General features: G+C 54.9%; 19 protein-coding genes. 11 read left to right on the top strand and 8 right to left on the bottom strand.

Annotated features, from left to right (window positions below):
* Positions 1–208 precede the first annotated feature (208 nt).
* Entirely contained in the window at positions 209–1,906 is a 1,698-nt protein-coding gene (locus ACRZ9U_RS10615; protein WP_480901768.1) for a tetratricopeptide repeat protein, read from the top strand.
* A 565-nt stretch (positions 1,907–2,471) separates the two neighbouring features.
* On the opposite strand, the gene ACRZ9U_RS10610 is transcribed toward ACRZ9U_RS10615, so the two are convergent.
* The gene (locus tag ACRZ9U_RS10610; RefSeq protein ID WP_170394225.1) at positions 2,472–2,825 is read right to left on the bottom strand and encodes a hypothetical protein; all 354 of its coding nucleotides are present in this window, start codon (positions 2,823–2,825) and stop codon (positions 2,472–2,474) included.
* Between the two features lie 341 nt (positions 2,826–3,166).
* Positions 3,167–4,384, bottom strand: a complete 1,218-nt coding sequence (acdA, locus tag ACRZ9U_RS10605; protein WP_170407544.1) for a 3-sulfinopropanoyl-CoA desulfinase — start codon at positions 4,382–4,384, stop codon at positions 3,167–3,169.
* Between the two features lie 95 nt (positions 4,385–4,479).
* Between acdA and ACRZ9U_RS10600 the strand changes: the two genes are divergently transcribed.
* Positions 4,480–5,364: a LysR family transcriptional regulator gene (locus ACRZ9U_RS10600; protein ID WP_170407541.1), complete on the top strand. Its 885-nt coding sequence runs from the start codon at positions 4,480–4,482 to the stop codon at positions 5,362–5,364.
* A gap of 287 nt (positions 5,365–5,651) precedes the next feature.
* Here ACRZ9U_RS10600 and ACRZ9U_RS10595 read toward each other — a convergent pair whose 3' ends face one another.
* On the bottom strand, positions 5,652–6,563 hold the full coding sequence (locus ACRZ9U_RS10595; RefSeq protein WP_170407539.1) for a LysR family transcriptional regulator: 912 nt from the start codon (positions 6,561–6,563) through the stop codon (positions 5,652–5,654).
* A 107-nt stretch (positions 6,564–6,670) separates the two neighbouring features.
* Here ACRZ9U_RS10595 and ACRZ9U_RS10590 point away from each other — a divergent pair, with 107 nt between their 5' ends.
* The 5 genes from ACRZ9U_RS10590 (at position 6,671) to ACRZ9U_RS10570 (ending at position 11,233) form a co-directional block, all read left to right on the top strand.
* Entirely contained in the window at positions 6,671–7,447 is a 777-nt protein-coding gene (locus tag ACRZ9U_RS10590) for a CmcJ/NvfI family oxidoreductase (RefSeq protein ID WP_170407536.1), read from the top strand.
* Positions 7,448–7,460: 13 nt separating this feature from the next.
* Positions 7,461–8,426 (top strand): TIGR03571 family LLM class oxidoreductase, encoded by a 966-nt coding sequence (locus tag ACRZ9U_RS10585; RefSeq protein WP_170407535.1) that lies wholly within the window; start codon positions 7,461–7,463, stop codon positions 8,424–8,426.
* A gap of 12 nt (positions 8,427–8,438) precedes the next feature.
* The gene (locus ACRZ9U_RS10580) at positions 8,439–9,227 is read left to right on the top strand and encodes an SDR family NAD(P)-dependent oxidoreductase (RefSeq protein WP_170407533.1); all 789 of its coding nucleotides are present in this window, start codon (positions 8,439–8,441) and stop codon (positions 9,225–9,227) included.
* 91 nt (positions 9,228–9,318) lie between these two features.
* Complete coding sequence (locus tag ACRZ9U_RS10575) at positions 9,319–10,164, top strand: enoyl-CoA hydratase/isomerase family protein (protein ID WP_170394211.1); 846 nt, start codon at positions 9,319–9,321, stop codon at positions 10,162–10,164.
* An 82-nt stretch (positions 10,165–10,246) separates the two neighbouring features.
* Positions 10,247–11,233 carry a zinc-dependent alcohol dehydrogenase family protein gene (locus ACRZ9U_RS10570; protein WP_170407530.1) on the top strand — a complete coding sequence of 329 codons (987 nt, stop codon included), beginning with the start codon at positions 10,247–10,249 and terminating at the stop codon, positions 11,231–11,233.
* 182 nt (positions 11,234–11,415) lie between these two features.
* Here the strand turns inward: ACRZ9U_RS10570 and ACRZ9U_RS10565 are convergent, their stop codons facing one another.
* The 4 genes from ACRZ9U_RS10565 to ACRZ9U_RS10550 are packed head-to-tail and all read right to left on the bottom strand — an operon-like array spanning position 11,416 to position 14,575.
* Entirely contained in the window at positions 11,416–12,213 is a 798-nt protein-coding gene (locus tag ACRZ9U_RS10565) for an ABC transporter permease (protein WP_170407528.1), read from the bottom strand.
* Entirely contained in the window at positions 12,210–12,962 is a 753-nt protein-coding gene (locus ACRZ9U_RS10560; RefSeq protein WP_170407525.1) for an ABC transporter permease, read from the bottom strand. Before ACRZ9U_RS10560 ends, ACRZ9U_RS10565 begins: the two co-directional genes overlap by 4 nt.
* A gap of 9 nt (positions 12,963–12,971) precedes the next feature.
* Positions 12,972–13,736, bottom strand: a complete 765-nt coding sequence (locus tag ACRZ9U_RS10555; protein WP_480901760.1) for a transporter substrate-binding domain-containing protein — start codon at positions 13,734–13,736, stop codon at positions 12,972–12,974.
* A 41-nt stretch (positions 13,737–13,777) separates the two neighbouring features.
* Positions 13,778–14,575 carry an ATP-binding cassette domain-containing protein gene (locus tag ACRZ9U_RS10550; protein WP_170407522.1) on the bottom strand — a complete coding sequence of 266 codons (798 nt, stop codon included), beginning with the start codon at positions 14,573–14,575 and terminating at the stop codon, positions 13,778–13,780.
* Positions 14,576–14,652: 77 nt separating this feature from the next.
* Here ACRZ9U_RS10550 and ACRZ9U_RS10545 point away from each other — a divergent pair, with 77 nt between their 5' ends.
* Genes ACRZ9U_RS10545 through ACRZ9U_RS10530 form a run of 4 tightly spaced genes read left to right on the top strand, consistent with a single transcriptional unit; the run spans position 14,653 to position 18,877 of the window.
* A complete protein-coding gene (locus ACRZ9U_RS10545) occupies positions 14,653–15,309 on the top strand; it encodes a TetR/AcrR family transcriptional regulator (RefSeq protein WP_480886542.1) in 657 nt (218 codons plus the stop codon).
* On the top strand, positions 15,306–16,490 hold the full coding sequence (locus ACRZ9U_RS10540; protein WP_170407519.1) for a pyridoxal phosphate-dependent aminotransferase: 1,185 nt from the start codon (positions 15,306–15,308) through the stop codon (positions 16,488–16,490). Before ACRZ9U_RS10545 ends, ACRZ9U_RS10540 begins: the two co-directional genes overlap by 4 nt.
* Positions 16,487–18,091 (top strand): 5-guanidino-2-oxopentanoate decarboxylase, encoded by a 1,605-nt coding sequence (locus tag ACRZ9U_RS10535; RefSeq protein ID WP_170407517.1) that lies wholly within the window; start codon positions 16,487–16,489, stop codon positions 18,089–18,091. Before ACRZ9U_RS10540 ends, ACRZ9U_RS10535 begins: the two co-directional genes overlap by 4 nt.
* Positions 18,092–18,094: 3 nt before the next feature.
* The gene (locus ACRZ9U_RS10530) at positions 18,095–18,877 is read left to right on the top strand and encodes a dimethylarginine dimethylaminohydrolase family protein (protein ID WP_480901755.1); all 783 of its coding nucleotides are present in this window, start codon (positions 18,095–18,097) and stop codon (positions 18,875–18,877) included.
* A 119-nt stretch (positions 18,878–18,996) separates the two neighbouring features.
* Here ACRZ9U_RS10530 and ACRZ9U_RS10525 read toward each other — a convergent pair whose 3' ends face one another.
* Entirely contained in the window at positions 18,997–20,385 is a 1,389-nt protein-coding gene (locus ACRZ9U_RS10525; protein WP_480901752.1) for a glycosyltransferase family 2 protein, read from the bottom strand.
* Positions 20,386–20,587: the final 202 nt, after the last annotated feature.

The following is a 20,587-nucleotide window of genomic DNA, read 5'->3' as shown; positions in this document are numbered from 1 at the left end:
CCCGCCGGTGCATTGACCTCCAGAAGTGCCGAGATGCGCGATCTTTTGGAAGCCGGGTGCCTGCCTGTACGACCAGCAGTGCGGCCCTCTTATCCGCAGAATTTTTCCCGAGAAGTGCAAACATGTTGCCACATGTCGAAAAACACATGTATCAACGAGGCCAACATAATGGTTTTCCTTGGTTTTCCCGAGGCAGAGGGATATTGTAGTGGATACTACCGAGCGCGAAATTCGGGTACAGATGCAACGTATCCTGGATCATCCGGATTTCACCGCCAGCCCCAAACGCCGCGCATTTCTGAACTATATCATCGAGGAATATCTGGCCGGTCGTTCAGATCAGATCAAAGGCGTGTCGATTGCCATGTCCGTCTTTGACCGCGACGAAAGCTTCGACCAGCAGGTCGATCCGATTGTCCGATTTGAGGCGCGGCGACTACGGCAGGAGATTGACACCTACTATGCCGGGCCCGGTCGGGGCGACCCGTTACCTCTCACCATACCCAAAGGAGGATACGCGCCGCGGTTCGCAAAATCTTCACTGCCGAGCCCTGATCAGGCACCTGCTGACGCCCGGCCAAATGCCGGGTTCAGCGGACGACGACGCGCTGGGATTGGACTGGCTGTCGCCTTTGGCCTGGCATTGTTTGGGCTAATCTGGGGATTGACCCGTTCAGGGACGCCAGAGGAACATGCAAATCACAGCTTGCCCAAAGGGCCCGTCGTGGCTGTACTGCCCTTTGAAACTCTGGGAGATGGCCCCGAGTACCTCGCCGATGGTCTTACCCGGCAGTTGACGACCGAGTTGATCCGGTTCCGGGACATCTGGGTCTTGCCCCTTGGCAGCACACTGCATTCTGGTGAAACCGAGATTGATACGGCGAGCTTGCGTACAGAATTCAACGCCGATTTCGCGCTGGAAGGCAATGTGATGGACAGGAGCGACACCTTGCGCCTTTCCGCACGCCTCATTGATCTGAAAGACCGAAGATATATCTGGTCGCAAAGCTACGAGGTCAGCAATACCTCCAAGGAGATCTATGCGGTACAGGACAGCATTATCCGAGATGTAATGGGTAAACTGGCCGGGAAATACGGGCTACTGACGCTTGGCGCGATGCGAGATGCCGATAGAATTCCACCCAACAATCGCGATGCTTATGAATGTGTGCTTGGTTATTACAGCTATCAGGTAACCATCAATCTGGATCGCCATGCCGAAATCAAATCCTGCATCCTGAACGCGCTTGAGAAGGCTCCGGATTATGCCGAGGCTTGGGCGGTGCTGTCGAACCTGTATCTGCAACAGATACGTTTTGGGCTGGGCGGAAATCGCGAACAGATTCTGGCCGCAGCCGATGCCGCAGCACGCCGGGCGGTCGAGATCGACCCAAATCTGGCGGCGGGACATCTGATGATGGCCAATATTCGGTTCGTGCTCGGTGATTTTGCTGGGTTCCGCGAGGCCGGGCAACGGGCGATTGACCTGAATCCGAATGACACCGACATTCTGGCCCATTACGGGATGCGTCTGGCGTTCAGTGGCGAATGGGACAAAGGACTTGCTATTGTAGACCGGGCAATCGCTCTGAACCCTGTGCATCCTCAGTGGTATCTGTTTCCGCGGGTTTTTTACGAGTTCGACCGGGGCGACTATGAAGCGGTGCTGGCACAATTGGAACAAATCGATATGCCAGGTTTCTTCTGGACCCATCTATGGCAGGCCGCGCTACACAGCAAACTGGGAAATGGGGAACAGGCCCAGGCGGCTCTACGCAGCTTGTTGGTTCTACGCCCAGATTTTTCATCTGTTGCATCGGATATACTTGCCATTTGGCAACTTGACGCCACTTTTAAGGAGAACCTGTTGGCCAGCCTCCAGAAGGCTGGTTTGTCAGATTCTTGACCGGCTTATCCAGTTTCCGCACACCTATTCATCGGTGGGTTTCACAGTTATCTGGAATCGCATCACCCTTGTACGCAGCAATAAGTAAACCACGTCAGATGGCTGACTTTATATCATCAGATCGTCGTTCGATTTTCTAGCTTTCACGCAAGCGGGCCAACGGTCGCTGCCGGTCCATATCTGGGATGGTTTGTCAGAGTTGGCGTTTTTTTGGGACGGCCTTTTACATAGTTTCGGCATTGCAAAACACTTTGCTCATCGGTGCTCAACATGCGGAAGTTGATCACCTGTAGCCTGAAAGAAGCGCGCTTCTGGGTGGGATATGTCAATTCGATGCGCCAACATGCAAGGCAATCGAGACGCATCTTTGGAAGATCTGCGCGACACTGTTCACCCACCCAATCAGGCAGGTTTCTTTAACTGTTAAAACTGAAACGTTTATTCGGCATCAGAGCACTCCTTCTCTGGTCAGAATTTACCCCAAATTACGAACTCTGTTCGGGCCCTTTTTTGAGTCAAGGCCAAGGCCCCTTTCGATAAACCACTGAGTAATCTGCAGCCATTACTAGCCCACCACACCGTGACCACGCACCTGCATGCAGTTCACAAGCACATGACGCCGCGCCATTTCGTCATTGTACTGGCCGCGCACAGATCCGACTATGCCACCTGCGATCGCACCCCCGATGACATCTTCCTTCTCGCCAACGACCCAACCAGTGACCGCGCCATCAATAGCGCCGAACGTAGCATCCATTTTACGCTGCCCGGGATTGAAACTCGCGGCCATCAATCGGCATTCAGCCTCATCTGTGTAGAAGGTCGCATTCCTGGTTCCGTCAACCATCAGTGGCTTCTGCATCGGGTACTGAGTGCATGCGGTAAGACTGATGAGAGCAACAAAAATGAACTTTTTCATCGCAGCTTTCCTTTCGGGAATCGAAGTAATTGCTTGGCGTACACGCTAAACTTGCCTGCCTAGGCAAATCTCATTTAGGAAGTTTACGATTGTCGAAAAATAGCCCCGCCATTTTACGCAGCGTAAAATTGCATTTGTTTCGCTGGCTCGGTCGCAAACTTCTCTGGCGCATGAATGCAGCGCCTTTCTTGCGCAGCTAAGTTGGCTAAATAGGCAACTAGATTAACGCGAAAAAACCGTCGGCCGAGCATGCCGACGGCGTGACGGCACGCAGCCGCGTAGGGCTGCGGCACAAGAAAGTCGGCGGCCCGAAAGTCCTTTTTCAATTTTCATAGGGTCTTCTATTCAGCAGCGTAACGCTCCATGTCGGCAAGGCGCGTGTATCCGTCCCGCGTCTGTGGTGTTTTAATGCCTAGAATATTTCCGGCGATTTGGGTCCGGAGAATCTGTGCGGTCCCGCCGCCGATAGTGAACATGCGCACATCGCGATACATCCGCTCCAGAGGTTCACGATCGCTGTAGCCGCGCGCGCCGAACATCTGCAGCGCATCGCTGACCACCTTAATAGCCATCTCGGACGCAAAAAGCTTGGCGCGGGCGGCCATGGTCATATCGGGATACTGACTGCCGTTTGGGCCACGCGATCGTGCCGCTTCATGGAGCAGCAGCCTGGCTGCATGAACTTTCGTGTCCATATCGGCCAGCATCCATTGAAGCCCCTGGAATTCTGCAAGCGGGCGCCCGAACTGTTCACGTTGAACGAGGTAGCGTTTTGCACGTTCAAGTGCCCCTGCCGCAACACCCATAGCAACTGCTCCCGCACCGACGCGTTGCGAATTGTAAGCGTTCATCAGGTCGGCAAAGCCACGCTTCAATCCTGAAGGCGGTTTGACCAGCCATTTCTCGTTGATCTCGACATTTTCGAACCGCAATTCTGCTTCGGGCATACCGCAAAGGCCCATCGTGTATTCGCGACCCCCCACGGTGAACCCCTTGGGCGTATCTCCTGACATCGGGTCGGCAAACAGAATGAAACCGCCAATCCCCTGATCGACGCCTGCCTCATCGAGCACGCGGGCAAAGATCAGGTACAGCTTCGAGACCCCTCCACCAGTGATCCAATGCTTGGACCCGTTGAGGATGTATGTGCGACCCTGTTTCCGCGCGGTAGTCTGCATTTCGGTCGCGGCACTTCCCGAGTCTGGTTCGGTTATGCAGATCGCGGGCTTATCTCCTGCCAGAACATGCTGAGCACAAAAAGCCTTCTGCTCATCATTGCCGTACCCCATGACCGCACTGATGCCGCCCATGTTGCCCTCGACAACGATGCGGGCGGTCAGGGTGCAGGCTTTCGCGATCTCTTCGACCACCATGGTGACGTCCAGAAAACTCGCGCCCTGCCCACCATATTTCTTTGCAATGGTCATACCCATGATGCCAGCATCGGCCAATTCGCCAACATTCTGCCAGCAATACCTGCGCGATCTGTCCCAATCTGCGGCACGTTTCTCAAATTCTGGGGCCAGTTCTTTCGCAACGTTCACAAGCGGATGCGGCATGCGTGTCCCTCGTCTCTGTTTCTTAACAGAATACGCTTGCAGTAATACAACACAATCGAATAAAAATGGATATCTAATCCAATATACCTTAACTTATGCAGACACGTTCTCTCAGAACCCTCATACGGGTCTCGAATGTCGGCTCCTTTGCGAAAGCGGCCGAGCAGCAAAACATGACATTGTCTGCACTTTCAATGCAGATGAAGGCGCTTGAGGTGGAGCTTGGCGTCGACCTCTTTGACCGCACCGTACGACCACCGCGACTTACGCCAATCGGCCGGAGCGTCGTCGAGGCATCGATCCCGCTCCTGCAGCACGAAGACAGCCTTCTCAAAATCTGTCGCCCGACGGACACGCTTGTCGGGCATTTCCGAATAGGATTTGTCACAACTGCTGCCGTTCGCTTGCTGCCGAACTTCCTGAACAACGCAAAACGTCAAGCACCGCAAGCGACCTTCTCATTCGAAACCGGCCTGTCCAAGGTTCTACAAGAAAAGGTTGTAAGCGGTCAGCTTGATGCCGCCCTTCTTACAGATGCAGAAGGTGTTCCTGACACGCTTGCGGAAGAGGTGCTTCGAGAGGAACCCTTTGCCTTTGCAGCCCATAAGAAATTGCTGAAAGATGGCCTCGCGGGTTTATTGAATGCGCAGCCCTTCTTTCATTTTATGCCCGACACCGGGATCGGAAAACTCATTGCTGGAGAGATGCTTAAGCACAAAAGACCGAAGGGTTCCGAAACCATTGTCCTTGATAACCTTGAAGCGATTATGGAATGTGTTTCGGCAGGCCTGGGATTTACGCTTCTGCCTGTCCCCGATGTTTTGCGGTACCGGTCTGACGACGTCAAAAGTATTTGTCTCCCACAATCGTCGGCTCGGAAACTTGTTCTTGCGACCGTGCGCAAGGGCGCGCTGGCTGGAAGTGAGGCGATGCTTGCCGCGCTATTCTCGACAGGCGAGGCCGTCGCTGCGGGCGAATAAGAAACACCTTTCCTGCACTCGCGGCTTCGGCTTGATCGACTAAGGTCTTGAAACCCTCTTTTGGGTTCACGCAAGAACGACCGGAACCGGCCTTGGATAAACCGTTTAGATGCTGCGATGCAGCCTGTCGAACTAGCCACTCGCTACGGGAGCGATGGCCGCGTTCACGGGAACTCATAAATCGCGGAACAGATCAGGCTATTGCAATTGCAAAAGGCGTGTCCGCCTCGTGCATTTCTCCAAACTGGCGCCGTGATGTCTTAAGGCGCTCTTGACCAATATTGGGATCATGTTTCCCAAGGTGGATTTGAGCCAATCTCTGCGATCAGAAAATCCATGAATACCCGAACTTTGGGGGATAATACGTTGGACTTGGGATAGATAAGCCATAGTACATTGTCTTCCGTAGCCTCAAAATCTGGCAGAATTTGCATCAACCGGCCCGATTTCAGGTGATCATACACGCTCCACAGTGCGTTCAGGGATATTCCGGCGCCGGCCAGAGTGGCGCAGACCTGGCTTTGGCCGTCGTCTATGATCAATTGACCCTTAGCCATCGCTGGGTCAAATCCGGCTTTCTCACCTGCCTTTCCCGTTAGCGTGCGCAAGTGGCGATTTTGGAAAGCGATCAGGTGGTGGCTTTTCAGATCGGCAGGTGTTTTGGGTGTGCCGTATGTGTCAAGATAGTGCGGCGCGGCGCACAGTATGCGTCGGTCATCAGCCAATTTTCGGCCTTTCAGACTGGTGTCGACAAGCGGCGCATTTCTTAGTGCAAGATCGTAACTCCCCTCGATAAGATCGAACTGCATATCCGATAGGCGCAAATCGAGCGTCAGATCGGGGTGCTGTTGAAGAAATTTCGGCAGGATTGGAGCAATGTAGAGCTGAGCAAAGGTGCTGGGCGCAGCGAAGCGCAATGTACCGCGGATGGTCGCTGTTTGTTTGCCCAACGCCGTAAGTGCCGCCTCTTCCTGCGCAATAATCTCTCGGGCGAAGGGCAGGAAATCGGCACCTTCAACAGACAGCGACACCTTGCGCGTTGTGCGATGTAACAGTTCGGAACCCAGGCTTTGCTCCAACTTGGCAAGCTTTGCGCTCGAGACAGCTGGAGCCATGCCCAAAGCGCGCCCCGCCGCACTGATGTTCAGCCTTTCTGCCGCCGCTACAAACAATCTCAGCGCGTCTGTATCAAGCCCCATTATATCGCAAACCCGAATTATCAATCCATGAATGGGCAGTTTATACGCAAATAGATTAGCGTTAAATCCCCTTCATGGATGCAACTCGGCATGGGAAGGAGACGCAGATGACGCGGACAGCCACAGTCAACTACCACGTTCACAAGCCCTGGCGGCAAGCCTTTGAACTAGATGCAGGCGGGATTGCTGGTAATTTGATTTCGCCCGAACTGGCCAGCACGGCTGTTGCATTGACAGATGCCCGCACCACGAGCAACACAGTTACATTTGCGTCTGATGCTGTTGAGTTCGCGCTGCTGGAAACGCAGGTACAAGATTTTACCGGCGAGGTCTGGAAACCGACATACGATGCGGAACTAACGGCAATGCTCTCGAACAAGTTAGGTGCGCGCGAGGTTGTGGTTTTTGATCACACGGTTCGGATAGATGACCCAGGAGCGACGCGCAAACCCGCGCGCAACGTCCACAGTGACTATAGCAAGGACGGAGCCGAACAGCGGCTTGTCGATCTTTTGGGTGCCGAGGCCGCAGCCGAGTGGGCGCGCGGTCACTATGCTTTTGTTAATGTGTGGCGCCCTGTGGATCATCCTATCAACTCAGCACCCCTGGGCTTTGTTCGCCCGTCATCAGTTGAACCGTCTGATTGGATTTTGCTGGACCTGATCTATCCCGACCGCAATGGGCAAATAATGGGGCTGGTAGGAAACCCCAGGCATGAATGGATTTATCAATCGAAGATGACGCCGGATGAGGTCGCGATCTTCAACATCTATGACAATCAAGGTGCTCCGTCGATCGCGCATAGTGCGCTTGATATGGTCGAAGATTCAAACATCAACACCATTCGCAAAAGCATCGAGAGCCGCACCTTGGTGCGCTATTAAAGGAGAGCCGGACATGTTGGATAAAATGCAGCCTGCTGATTTTGCCCAAATCAACGTGGCCTATAACCGGGTATTTCGACCGGGACAGCTGAGCGTTGGCCTTGTGTTGCCACTCGAAGCATATGCAGTCGGTGCAGAGCCGACGCTTCGGGATCATCTGGAAGCGGCTCGGAAAGCGGAGAACCTCGGGTTTGTATCACTTTGGCTGCGCGACGTGCCATTCAACGTTCCAAACTTTGGTGATGCAGGACAGATATTCGATCCATTTGTCTATCTGGGTGCGCTTGCTGCGGTAACGGACCGAATTGCCCTTGGAACGGCGAGCGTGATCCTGCCATTGCGCCACCCCGCTCATGTAGCCAAGGCGGCGGCGAGCGCGGATGTGCTCTCGGGCGGACGGTTGCTCTTGGGTGTAGCCTCCGGGGACCGGCCTGAGGAGTATCCGGCTATGAAGCAGAGCTATGATGACCGCGGGGTACGTTTCCGCGACAGCTTTGACTACATCCGCGCCGTTGGATCGGACTATCCCGAGCGTGAAAGTGCACAGGGTACGCTGTCTGGCGGGATTGACCTGCTGCCAAAGCCGCATGGGACCCGCCTGCCGATGATTATTACGGGTGGTAGCCAGCAATCCCCCGATTGGGTGGCGCAGAACGGCGATGGTTGGATGACCTATCCGCGCAATGCGACTGCCCAAAGGCAGGTTATTGCGGACTATCGGAGGCGCGGGAAGGAAGCGGGCCAGCCAGACAAGCCTGTCATGCAATCCCTGTATATCGATGTCGTTGCCGATCACGCCGCACCACCGCGCCCGATCCATCTTGGGTTTCAGTCTGGCACCGATTTCCTGCGTAGCTATCTACGTGAAATAGAAACGCTTGGGGTCAATCACGTTGCACTGAACCTACGGTTCAATCAAGCGCCCATCGATACGACCCTCGAACACTTGGCGGATACCTTACTGCCCGACTTTTCCTAAAGGATCAGATCAATGACCAAGACTATACTCATTACAGGTTCAACCGACGGCATTGGTTTGCTCACGGCAAAGAAGCTGGCCGCCGATGGACACAAAGTACTTCTGCATGGACGCAGTACCTCCAAATTGGACAGCGCTGCCACCGACGTCGGCGGCGATGTCGAAACTTATACCGCTGATCTGAGCAATCTGTCCGTAGTGCGAGAACTGGCTGAAAGCGTAAAGGCCAAACATGACAAACTGGACGTGTTGATCAACAATGCGGGTGTGCTGAAAGCTCCGCAAACCGTGCTTGCGAATGGGCAGGACATCCGCTTTGTCGTCAACACACTCGCACCCTATCTGCTCACAGAATTGCTGATGCCGATCATTCCCGCCGACGGGCGCGTCGTGAACCTGTCATCGGCAGCGCAGGCCCCGGTGAATATTAATGCACTGGAGGGTAGTGTCCCGCTGGCTGATATGGAGGCTTATGCGCAAAGCAAGCTGGCGATCACCATCTGGACCCGGGAATGGGCCAAATCTCTGTCCGATGCACCCGTCATGGTCGCGGTAAATCCGGGATCGCTGTTGGCCTCAAAGATGGTGAAAGAAGGATTCGGCCTAGCCGGGAACGATATGAACATCGGCGCTGATATCCTGATTGATGCGGCATTGGGTGATCGGTTCGCTGATGCGTCAGGTGCCTATTTTGACAATGACAGCGGTGCCTTCGCGAATCCACATGCTGCAGCACTGGACAAAACTCACGTCGCCGACGTCATGAACACGATCAAAGGTTTGATTAACCAGACCAACTGACCCGCGCTGCGCTAAAGCCAGACGCGCTTCCAACTTTAACCTCCCTTACCCCTCGCGCGTGCCGCGTCGAGGCCCAAGAAAGGACTGTCTGATGAAATATGAGAACTTTCAAACCTTTGACGTTGCTGTTGAAAACGGCATCGCAACAGTCACATTCAACTTTGGCACCGTAAACGTGCAAGGCCAGGAAATGCTGGCCGACCTCAACAGTCTGGCCATGCGGCTAGAGCGAGACCGCGAAACCAAGGTCGTGATCTTTCAATCCGCCAACCCGGAAATCTGGGTCTGCCACTACGATACCGAGCTGCTCAAGGATATGTCGACTGAGGCCGTATCCCGGGAGGACGCACAGCTTTTGGACCTTCAATCGGTCTGCGAGCGGATCAGCAAGGTGCCACAAGCCACCATCGCAAAGCTGGAAGGGTTCGCACGTGGTGGCGGACACGAGTTGGCGTTGGCGCTCGACATGCGATTTGCGGCGCGGGGTAAGTACAAGTTCATGCAGATGGAAGTTGGAATGGGCATCCTGCCTTGCGGCGGCGGTGCTTCGCGCATGGCACGTCAAACCGGCCTTGGAAAAGCGCTTGAGATCATCCTGAGCGCACAAGACTACGATGCGGATGATGCAGAACGTCTGGGCACCATAAACAAGGCTTTGGAGCCAGATGAGATTGGCCCGTATGTGACAGCGCTCGCCGAGCGGATCGCAAAATTCCCGGCAGAGTCGATCAATGCCTGCAAGCAGATGGTCTATGAATCCATTGACAAACCAATTGATGAAGCGCTGAAGGCCGAAGCCTATTGGCTGTATCAGGCCACAAGCAAAACCCCGGCGGTCAAACGGTTCACCATCGCGGATGAACAGGGTCTGGAACACGACATCGAAAACCAGCGCAAGTGGGGCGATCTGGTTATGCAGGTTCAGGATATCAACTGATCCGTCCTCCAACACAATGATCACGTCAGGCGTGCGCTGTTCAAAGCCGCGCCTGACACTTCGCTAAAAAAGGAATATCCCAATGAAAGCAATGGTTCTGAACGCCTACGGACCCGATGCACCGTTCGAGCGTGTAGAAATGCCTGACCCGGTCGCAACGTCTGGGCATGTAGTCGTCAAAGTGGCCGCGGCCAGCGTCAATACCGTCGATACAATGATCCGAAGCATGGGCGCGGATCTACCTCTGTCCCCCAATTTGCCCGCGGTCCTTGGCATGGATTTTGCTGGCACAATCACAGCCGTTGGCGAAGGTGTTATAGGTTTTTCCATAGGCGATGAGGTGTATGGCTGCGCCGGTGGTTTGATGGACCTCCCTGGTTCGCTAGCCGAGTACATCAATGCGGATGCCCGCCTGATTGCACACAAACCCAAGACGCTGAGCATGCGAGAGGCCGCGGCGCTGCCTCTCGTAGGCATCACCGCCTACGAAGGATTGACCCGCGCCGGTGTCGGCGAAGGGCAGACCGTTCTGGTTCAAGGCGGTGCCGGTGGCGTTGGTCATGTTGCCGTTCAAGTTGCTCGCCACTTTGGCGCAACCGTTTCGGCAACAGGTCGCGGAGCAGATCAGTTAGCCCTGATCGAGGGTCTCGGTGCGCGCCCGTTGGATTTCACAACCCAAAAGGTCGAGGACTACGTGGCCGAACACACTGATGGCGTGGGCTTCGATGTGGTGTTTGATAGCGTGGCTGGGCCTAACATGACGAACTCGTTCAAAGCGGCCAAGCTCAATGGCCAAGTCGCCTCAACCGTCGCGATGGTCGAGATTGATCTGACACCTGTGCATTTCAAAGGTCTGTCTCTGCACGTCGTCTTCATGCTGATCCCGATGATGCATGATGTCGGGCGTCAATCCCATGGTGACATCTTGAAAACTCTGGCGGAAATGGCGGACGCGGGCCAACTCAAACCAATTGTTGACGAACAGAGGTTTGGGTGGACCAATGTCGATGCAGCCTATGAGCACCTGACAAACGGAGCGGCGGTCGGGAAAGTTGTTGTAGAGCTGTGAACGGAACCGGCCGGGATTGGTGCGCAGAGATATAATTGTGCACCATTCCAGTAGGGCCTGATATTGATATCGACCATCAGTACTCAGCCAAGCTGAATGCAAGTTGCAGCTCAGATTGCTATGAACTCAAAGCACTGGTCGGAGCTGACGCAGCACATGGATCCCCTCCGCTGCTGGCGATACTAACTGGTACCGCCATTGCGGTTTCCAGTCCCAAGAACCTTTACTTCCAGCCAGTGGAAACCAAATGCGATCACGCCCGCGACGAGAATATAGAATACGGCCAACAGGATGAGCGGCTCGTAAATAATGAAAGTGTCGGAGCGCACACGCGAAGACACGGCGTAAATGTCGACGACAGTGATCGTCGCAACCAATGGAGTTGCTTTGAGTTGCAATATGGTTTCACCGCCCAATGTCGGCAGGACGTTGCGGATAGCCTGCGGCAACCAGATACGGCGAAACATGGTGAAACGTGGCATGCCAAATGCCTTGGCTGCCTCAAGCTGACCCTTGGCGACCCCTTTGAAGGCACCGCGCATCACCTCTCCTTCGTAGCCGGCATAGGACAACGTCAGCGCCAGTACTGCATAAGGCCAGGCCTGCCGCAAATAGGGCCACAACTCGGAAGAGCGTATCCAAGGGAACTGCGGAAACAAAGACCCAAGCCCATAATACAATAACCAGAGTTGCAGCAGCAGCGGTGTGCCGCGGATGATAGTGCAAAATGCCTTGGCCGGGGCGGCAAGATACCAAGGCCCTACCGCCTGTGCCAATCCAAGAGGAACGGCGAGTAGGAAACCCAAAACTACGGTGACCACCAACAGCCAGATTGTCGTCCAAATGCCCTGAAGGGCGAGCGGCGCATATTTCGGGATCCAGTCCCACTGAAGAGAGACGGCGCACCAGACAACGATCCCAGCGAATATCAGCATCATCACAATGCGATGTGGTTGCATCAACGATCTGAAATCAATCATCTGCCCCCTCCTTTAAGGGAGGGTTGGCCGCGACGCGCCCATTTCTCAATCCGAGCGAAGATGCCGCCCGAACACAGCGTTACCATGAGATAAAGAAATCCCGCTGCCAGAAAGAAAGTAAAATAGGCGCGTGTACTGCTTGCAGCCTGGCGGGTTTCCAGTGTCAGCTCGTTGAAACCCACAACAGCGAGCAACGCGGTATCTTTGGTTGCAATCAGCCACAGGTTGGCAAGACCTGGCACGGCGAAGCTCATCATGGCCGGGATTGTCACGCGGCGCATGGTCATGAAGGCGGGCATACCGTAGGACTTGGCCGCTTCGATCTGACCGGGCGGAACCGCCTGAATAGCGCCGCGCAAAATCTCGGTCGCGTAAGCGCCCTGGACCACACCCAGCACCCATATGCCTGCGCCAACACCACTGACCTCAACCCGACCCCCGCCCATTGCGGCGGAGATTTTGTTTATGATGTCAGATCCCACGTAATACAGGATCAGGATCAGGACCAGCTCGGGCACAGCCCGGATCACCGTCGTGTAGATGGCGAGAAGATCGCGCGTGACCTTCCCGCCATAGAGTTTGCCATAAGCTCCGAACAATCCGATCACGAGACCGAGGGCATAAGCGCCGAAAGCGATCTGCAATGAGTGGGACAATCCGCGCAGCAGATTGGGCCCCCATCCCGGCGGCGAGAGCGACAAAAGCTCTGCGCTCTGCGCCAATCCAAGTGAATCCAACAGTCCGTTCACAGCAGCGGCTTAGTAAATGCTGGCCGAGAAATAGTTCGATGTGATCTTCTCGTGCGTGCCATCGGCAAGAATTGCGGCGATGCCTTTGTTCAGCGCCTCACGCAGGTCATCTTGCCCTTTGCGCACTCCAGCCCCAACGCCGCGTCCCAGAATAGCGGGATCATCTGCAACGGCGCCTTTAATTTCACAGCAAGCGCCCGCATCCGAGTTTACAAAGTCTGCCATGGCGATGCTGTCTGCTTGAGTTGCATCAATACGGCCTGCGAACAGGTCCTGATTGGCCTCATCCTGTGTCTGATAAACCCGCAGTTCAGCATCCTTGAAATATTCCTGCGCATAGGACTGGTGGATGGTCGAAGCCTGAATGCCGACAACTTTACCCGCCAGCGACTCTGGTGTCGCTTCGATATCCATCGATTTGTCCGCAACGATTACAGCGGGTGTGTTGTAGTAAGGATCGCTGAAATCAATGGTTTTCAGCCGCTCCTCGGTGATCGACATAGAGGCCATGATGGCGTCGATTTGCTGCCCGGTCAGCGATGGGATGATACCATCCCAGGCTACAGGCGTTATAACACAGTCCAGTTCGGCAGCGGCACAGACAGCATTGATAACATCGATCTCCCATCCAACCCAGTTGCCTGAGCTGTCAAGCGAAGCGAATGGTGGATAAGGTTCAGCCGCGATACCGATCTTGACCTCTTCGGCACTGGCGACACCAACTGAAAGGATGGCGGCGGCAACTCCGGACGCAAGCAGTTTCTTAAGGTTCATTTTGTTACTCCCTTTTGGTTCATTAGTTTGTTTTGACTGAATCAGGCGACCGAGCTGAGGAATTGCCTCAACCGCTCTGATTTTGGATTACCGAAGACCTCGGCAGGTGGACCCTGCTCTTCAATGCGGCCTTCGAAAAGATAGACAACGTGGCTGGCAACTTCGCGCGCAAATTTCATTTCATGGGTGACGAGCAGCATGGTGCGTCCTTCACCAGCGAGATCACGGATCACGTTCAAAACTTCGCCGACCAACTCGGGGTCCAGCGCCGATGTGGGCTCATCGAAAAGCATCACCGAAGGATCTACGGCAAGCGCACGGGCAATGGCGGCGCGCTGTTGCTGACCGCCAGATAGATAGGCCGGAAAGGTGTCGGCCTTGTCACCAAGCCCTACCCTTTTCAACAGGTCGTGCGCCCGCGAGATAGCCTCTGCCTTTGGCACCTTAAGGACATGTATCGGCACTTCGATCACGTTCTCCAGAAGCGTGCGATGCGTCCACAGATTGAACTGCTGAAAAACCATTGCCAGCCGCGTTCGGATACGCTCGATCTGGCGGCGGTTCGCGGGGCTACCATCGGCGTGCATTTCAACCAATTCACCGCCTATGGTGATTTTTCCCGAGCTCGGCGTTTCCAAGAAGTTGATACAGCGCAGCATGGTGGATTTGCCCGAGCCTGACCCCCCGATGATTGCGACAACGTCCCCCTTGTTGGCAGTCAGGGAGACACCCTTCAGGACCTCTAGCGCACCAAAGGATTTGTGCAGGTCCTCAATCTTTATCGCCTCAATGGACGCAGTGGCTTCGGGTGTGGGTGATGCTGCTTCGGCTGTGTCCATATCTAACAATCTTCTGATTTCAGCTTGCAGTAAGCCTCGAATCTCGCAATTATGCAAGTGTATAATAACTCCATGCCATGGATGACACTGACGTGCAGGACGACAGCCGCAAATTTAAACGTGAGTCTGCTGAGTTTCGGCGCGAGGCGCTGATATTGGCGACTTTGGACCTGATCGCCGAGATGGGCGTCCGCGGTGCCACGGTGCGTGAGATTGCAGCCCGCGCGAACGTGACCCAAGGGTTGATCCGTCATTATTTCTCTTCAAAAGAAGAGTTGGTTCAAGCGGCGTATGAGCACCACATGAATACGCTAACCGATCAGACAGCAGCTTCGTCAGGAATGGGAAGCGCGGTATCTCAGTTGACCAACTTCGTTGACGCGTCGCTGCGACCACCAATCGTTGATCCAAGCGCTGTGGCGTTGTGGGCCAGCTTTCTGAACAAGGTGCAACATGATTCAAAAATGCAGCGCATTCACCAGCAGACCTATAACTATTTCCGGGGTCACCTCGAGGAGCTGATCGTCGCTGCATTGCTGGAAACCGGACGTTCAGTTGCTGCAACGGAGGCAACGCAACTGGCCATTGCTTGCAACGCGGTAATCGACGGCCTTTGGCTGGAAGGAGGTGCGCTTCCGGACGCGTTTTCCGAAGGGCAACTGGCGCGGATCGGCTTGGACTCCGTGAGCGCCATCCTGAGGATACCATTAAACAAAGAGGCGGAGCAGCCATGAAGACAACATCTGTGACTGAGCGTTTAGCGGGGTTGGGTGGTGCCAAATGGGGTGTACACCTGAAAGCACGTGACCTTATCAAAGCCGGAGCGGATATCGTCGAAATGACGATTGGAGAACCGGATGTGCCCGTGCCAGCCGCATTGGTAGAAGCCACCGTAACCTCCTTGCGGGCACAACGGACAGGGTATTCCAACGGGCGCGGTGAAGCCGGACTGCTTGACGCGCTTGCTGCTCGCTATTCAGCCTCTCGTGGGCGGCCCTTCGGACCCGAGAACTTTTTGTGCTTTCCCGGGACGCAAACCGCCCTTTTCGCAGTGATGTCCGGGATTGCAGAGGCCGGAGACGAAGTTTTGGTTGGTGATCCGATGTACGCGACATACGAAGGAGTCGTGCGTGCATCCGGGGCGGATATGGTGCCTGTGCCGCTTCGGCCAGAGCACGGGTTTCGCATGCAAGCCGAAGATATTGCTGCACGCATCACTCCACGCAGCCGCGCCATTCTTCTGACAACGCCACACAACCCGACAGGTGCAATTCTGACTACCACGGAAATTGCCGAAATCGGGCAGCTCGCCATGGCGCACGATTTATGGATCATCTCGGACGAGGTCTATGAAGAACTGATCTTTGACGAGGCCGAATTTGCTTCACCATTGGCAGACCCGAAACTGGCGGATCGTGTCATAGGTGTATCATCCATCTCGAAATCACATGCTGCCCCAGGGTTTCGTAGCGGTTGGTGTGTCGGACCAGCAGCGTTTTGTGAAGCGCTGCTGCCGTATTCCGAAACAATGCTCTTTGGCAATCAGCCCTTCATCGCGGACATGACCGAAAAGGCAATCCGCGACGGGTCCGAGGTTGCCCCCGGCATGGCCGCTCGCTTCTCTGGCCGCGCCACCCTGCTGGCTGATCGTCTTGAAGCAGAAACGGATCTGACGGTTCATCGCCCAGAGGCGGGAATGTTCGCCCTCATCAACGTTTCTGCCACCGGGTTTGATGGTGAAGCTTATGCGTGGGATCTGTTACAGGCCGGGGTGGCTGTCATGCCAGGGTCCGCCTTTGGCGACGGCCTGAAAGACTGGGTCCGGGTCGCGCTGACGATTAGTGACGCCGATTTTGCCACAGCGGTTTCTCGCATCATTGATCACGCCAACAGCAAATCACGCGAGGTTGCATGAGCGGAATGACAATCGGTGAAGCTTTGGTTGCCAAGCTTCGCCAAAGAGATGTGACCTGCGTCTTTGGAATTCCGGGCGTTCACACGGTCGAACTTTACCGCGGTCTTGCGGCTTCGGGCATTCGTCATATCACGCCCAGGCATGAACAGGGTGCTGGTTTCATGGCTGATGGCTACGCGCGTGTTTCGGGGAAACCGGGTGTGACCTTTGTGATCACCGGCCCCGGATTGACCAACACCTTGACACCGATGGCGCAGGCGCGCGCTGATTCAATTCCGATGTTGGTGGTCTCTGGTGTCAATAAAACCGCTTCACTTGGCAAGGGCTTGGGACATCTGCATGAATTGCCAGACCAACTGGGGCTGGCCAGAACAGTTGCGTTGGTGTCAGAACAAGTTCCCGACTCCAACGCTCTGGACCCGGTCTTGGACCGTGTTTTTCACGACCTTACCAACGGTCGCCCAGGGCCGGTGCATATAGAGGTCCCGTTGGATGTAGCAGCAGAAAAATATCAAAAAACACCAGTCGAGACGCTCGATCCAGCACCCCCGGCCAATCCAGATTTAATCTCACAAGCGGCAAGGCAACTGGCTCAAGCAAATCGAGTTGTCATTCTGGCGGGCGGTGGCGCGAAAAAAGCGGAAACCGATTTACAGACATTGGCTGAAACCCTCGATGCCCCCGTCGTGCAAACCGTCAACGCACGGGGCCTGATGCACGGACATCCACTGACCGTTCCTGCCAGCCCGAGCCTCAAAGCAGTACGCGAGCTGATAGAAAGCGCTAATTGCGTTCTGGCTTTGGGAACCGAATTGGGGCCAACCGACTATGACATGTACGCCACCGAGCAAATAGCAGGAAGGTCAGGCCTGATCCGGGTGGATCGCTGCAGCCATCAACTGGCGCGACATGAGGCAGCGCTAACCATTCAAGGTGACGTTAATTTGGTTGTACCGGCGCTGTTTGGGGCATTGTCCAATGAGGCAAAGCAAGACGACGGTGCCGAACGCGCCAGCAAAACACGCCGCGCCGCCTGGGAGGAAATTGGTCCGGACTATCGCCATCAGGTCGAAATCCTGAATGCCATTCGCTCAGAAGTTCCGAATGCATTGATGGTCGGAGACTCAACCCAACCAATTTATGCCGGCAATCTTTTCTACGACCACGACCGGGCCGGAGGTTGGTTCAACGCAGCAACGGGATATGGCGCGCTCGGCTACGGGATACCCGCTGCCATCGGCGCGTCGATCGCCGATCCGACTACAAGGGCGATCTGCATTGTCGGCGATGGAGGTGCACAGTTTTCATTGCCTGAAATCATGGCCGCAGCAGATGAAAACCTGCCGGTCACCTTCGTGATCTGGAACAATCATGGATACCAGGAAATTGCCGCGTCGATGCGGGATGTGGGTGTGACCGTCATAGGTTGTGATCCTTCGCCCCCGAATTTTTCTGCATCAGCCAAGTCTTTTGGCATTCCATTCACCAAGGTTCCGGCCGAACCACAGGCTGTCGCGCAGGCGTTGCGCGAAACTGTCGCTTTAGATGGGCCTGCAATGATCGAAGTCATCGCTCCGAAATGTGAACCTCAGAAAGATTGAAACATGTCAGACCCGACCTTTGAGTTCTCCCGCGCCATCACCCGCCGCCCGGCTGCGACCATTGCTGGCGGTTTGCGTGCAAAGGATATTGGAAACCCCGATTTCGAAGGGATGATGGCGGCACATAAGGCTTACGTGGCTGCACTGAAAAGCACCGGGGCTGAAGTGATCGAACTTGATCCCCTTGACGCGTTCCCCGACGCACAGTTTGTCGAAGATACGGCCCTTTGCCTGCCGCAAGGCGCTGTGCTGATGCGGCCAGGCGCACCATCGCGGATGGGTGAGGGGGCAGAAATGGCGCCAAATCTTCGCGCTTGCTACGAGACGGTTCTGGAAATCAACGGCCCCGGCCATATCGAGGGCGGAGATATTCTTGTAACCGGTCGCGAAATTTTGGTGGGCAGATCAGACCGCACTGACGCTGAAGGTGTCGCCGAGCTGTCTAAAATCACCTCCGCGTGGGGCCACAAATTGCGCGAAGTGTTTACACCGGAAGGCGTTTTGCACTTCAAGACAGATTGTTCACTGATGGATGCCGAAACAATCCTGTCAACTCAAAGACTTGATGCATCAGGCTGCTTTGAGGGCTACCGAGTGCTTCATGTTGCTGATGGGGAAGAAGCTGCTGCCAACGCGATCCGCTTCAACAATCTGGTGCTGATGGCCGCAGGCTTCTCGCGCACAGCAGACATGTTGGATCGTGAAGGGTATGAGATCGTAGAAATTGACAACACCGATTGCGCCAAGCTGGATGGCGGCATGTCATGTCTCTCGCTAAGACTTTGAAGGGTTATTCGCCAACTTTTGGTCATCGGAGGTCTTTTAGTTGGCGAATGAATATCAAGCCGCACGCTATCTGCGACAGCCGGGCCGTTCTAAGAATCGGTTCATCGCGGCACGACAAGTCAGCTATGCATATCCGCATCTATGATGGCGCGGATCCGTTGCAAATCCTCAAGTTCGATGCCGGTGATCTCGTCATAAAGGTCGCGAAACTCGGGCTCATCCATCAAAAACTCAATCTTAGCCTGGTGCCAGGCAACAGCTTTTTCGTGTAGCCGCGCAATCTGGGGAATGGCTATCAACGCTTCCATCGCCACTGACAATCTGGCCAAGTTGCGTTGGATAGTGACGTCCCGATACTGGTTCCAATCCATCCGTATCCAGTAGTTGCGCCCGACAGTGCGATCCACATGCAGGGCCCGTCCGCGTTGACGCTTGACCAAGAAAGACTGCGCAGATCTTAGTGCGTAGTGGTTTAGCTGGACCAGTTCATAACCGATGGTCTTGATATCGGATCTCCAGCCATTCTTTGCCACTTTGTGCGTGATATCCTGACCCGATCCATTGACCCATAGCACCTGTCCGGCTTTTGCTTCTTTCAGCTTATTGGGCCGGTGACAGCTTAGTTTACGATAGGCACGAATATTCCTGGTGGCGGTCTTGAAGCCCCAAGCGGTATGCGGTTTGGGCAGATATGACGCAGCGCATCGGTCAAATTGCGCCAGGACCGGCCTGTCCTCGTAGGTCTTTATCCCGGCCGACCCAAATTGCCGCCAGGTCATTGCAATATTGCTGACCCCCTCAGGCAGGCGCTTATAAAGTTCCGGCAGTGTCCCGTTACCAAAGCGGATGTTGATAAACTCATCCACATCAATATGGATAACCCAATCGGCACGTTTGACCACCTTGAGCTTTGCAGACTGGTTCAGAGCCCACTGTTGCGGGGAATTGCCCTTCCATTTGTTGTTGTCGACATGCGTGACCAGACCGGTTTTGGCCAGCGCATCCAGCATCAGATCCGTGCCATCCTCGCAGCCATTGGTATAGATAACAAAGTGATGCACACCGATCGATTGGTGGTATGCAATCCATTCCAATAGGAAAGGGCCTTCGTTTTTCATGCAACCGATCAGCACCGTGCCGCTGGTACCCTCTGGCGGCCTGAGGTCCACCGGCACCGTGTCACCCATGGGTCGACTTTCGTCAAAACTTGTCAGGTCATTGCGCGGCAAGAAGCGACGGGCAAATGGCAGCACTTCTTTTGGAGTGGATTCTTCTTTTACACAGGAGGCCAGGGTAGAGAATGCAGGAGGCTGCGCAGTCAGATCATCTGGCCATTCAATCCGGTTAACTATCGCATCGGCACCAAATTGTGCGGCCCAAATTCTGGCGCGATCAGATCCTGAATCAAGATCAGTCAAAATCAGGATGTCGGCCGCCAATTGCCCCAAAACTTCGTGGACTCGACCAACAGAGACTTCCGTGGTGAGGTTTTCTGATAGCGCTGGCATGGCCAAAAGCATGAACCGCGGTCGCTCATTAGCAATTGCACTGGCGAGTGCGGGCAAAAATTCGGGCGGCTCGGCCTTTGCACGTCTTCGCCGCGTAATCTGCGCAAACGCAACCAGTTGCTGCTGCAAATCCGCAATATCGATACTCAAAACAGACGCAACCCCATTGGCTTGGCGCGCCTGATCCCGAGCTGTGTCGCGT

The organism is Ruegeria sp. D7 (genome assembly GCF_056534355.1).
This window is presented reverse-complemented; position numbering and strand designations above follow the sequence as displayed.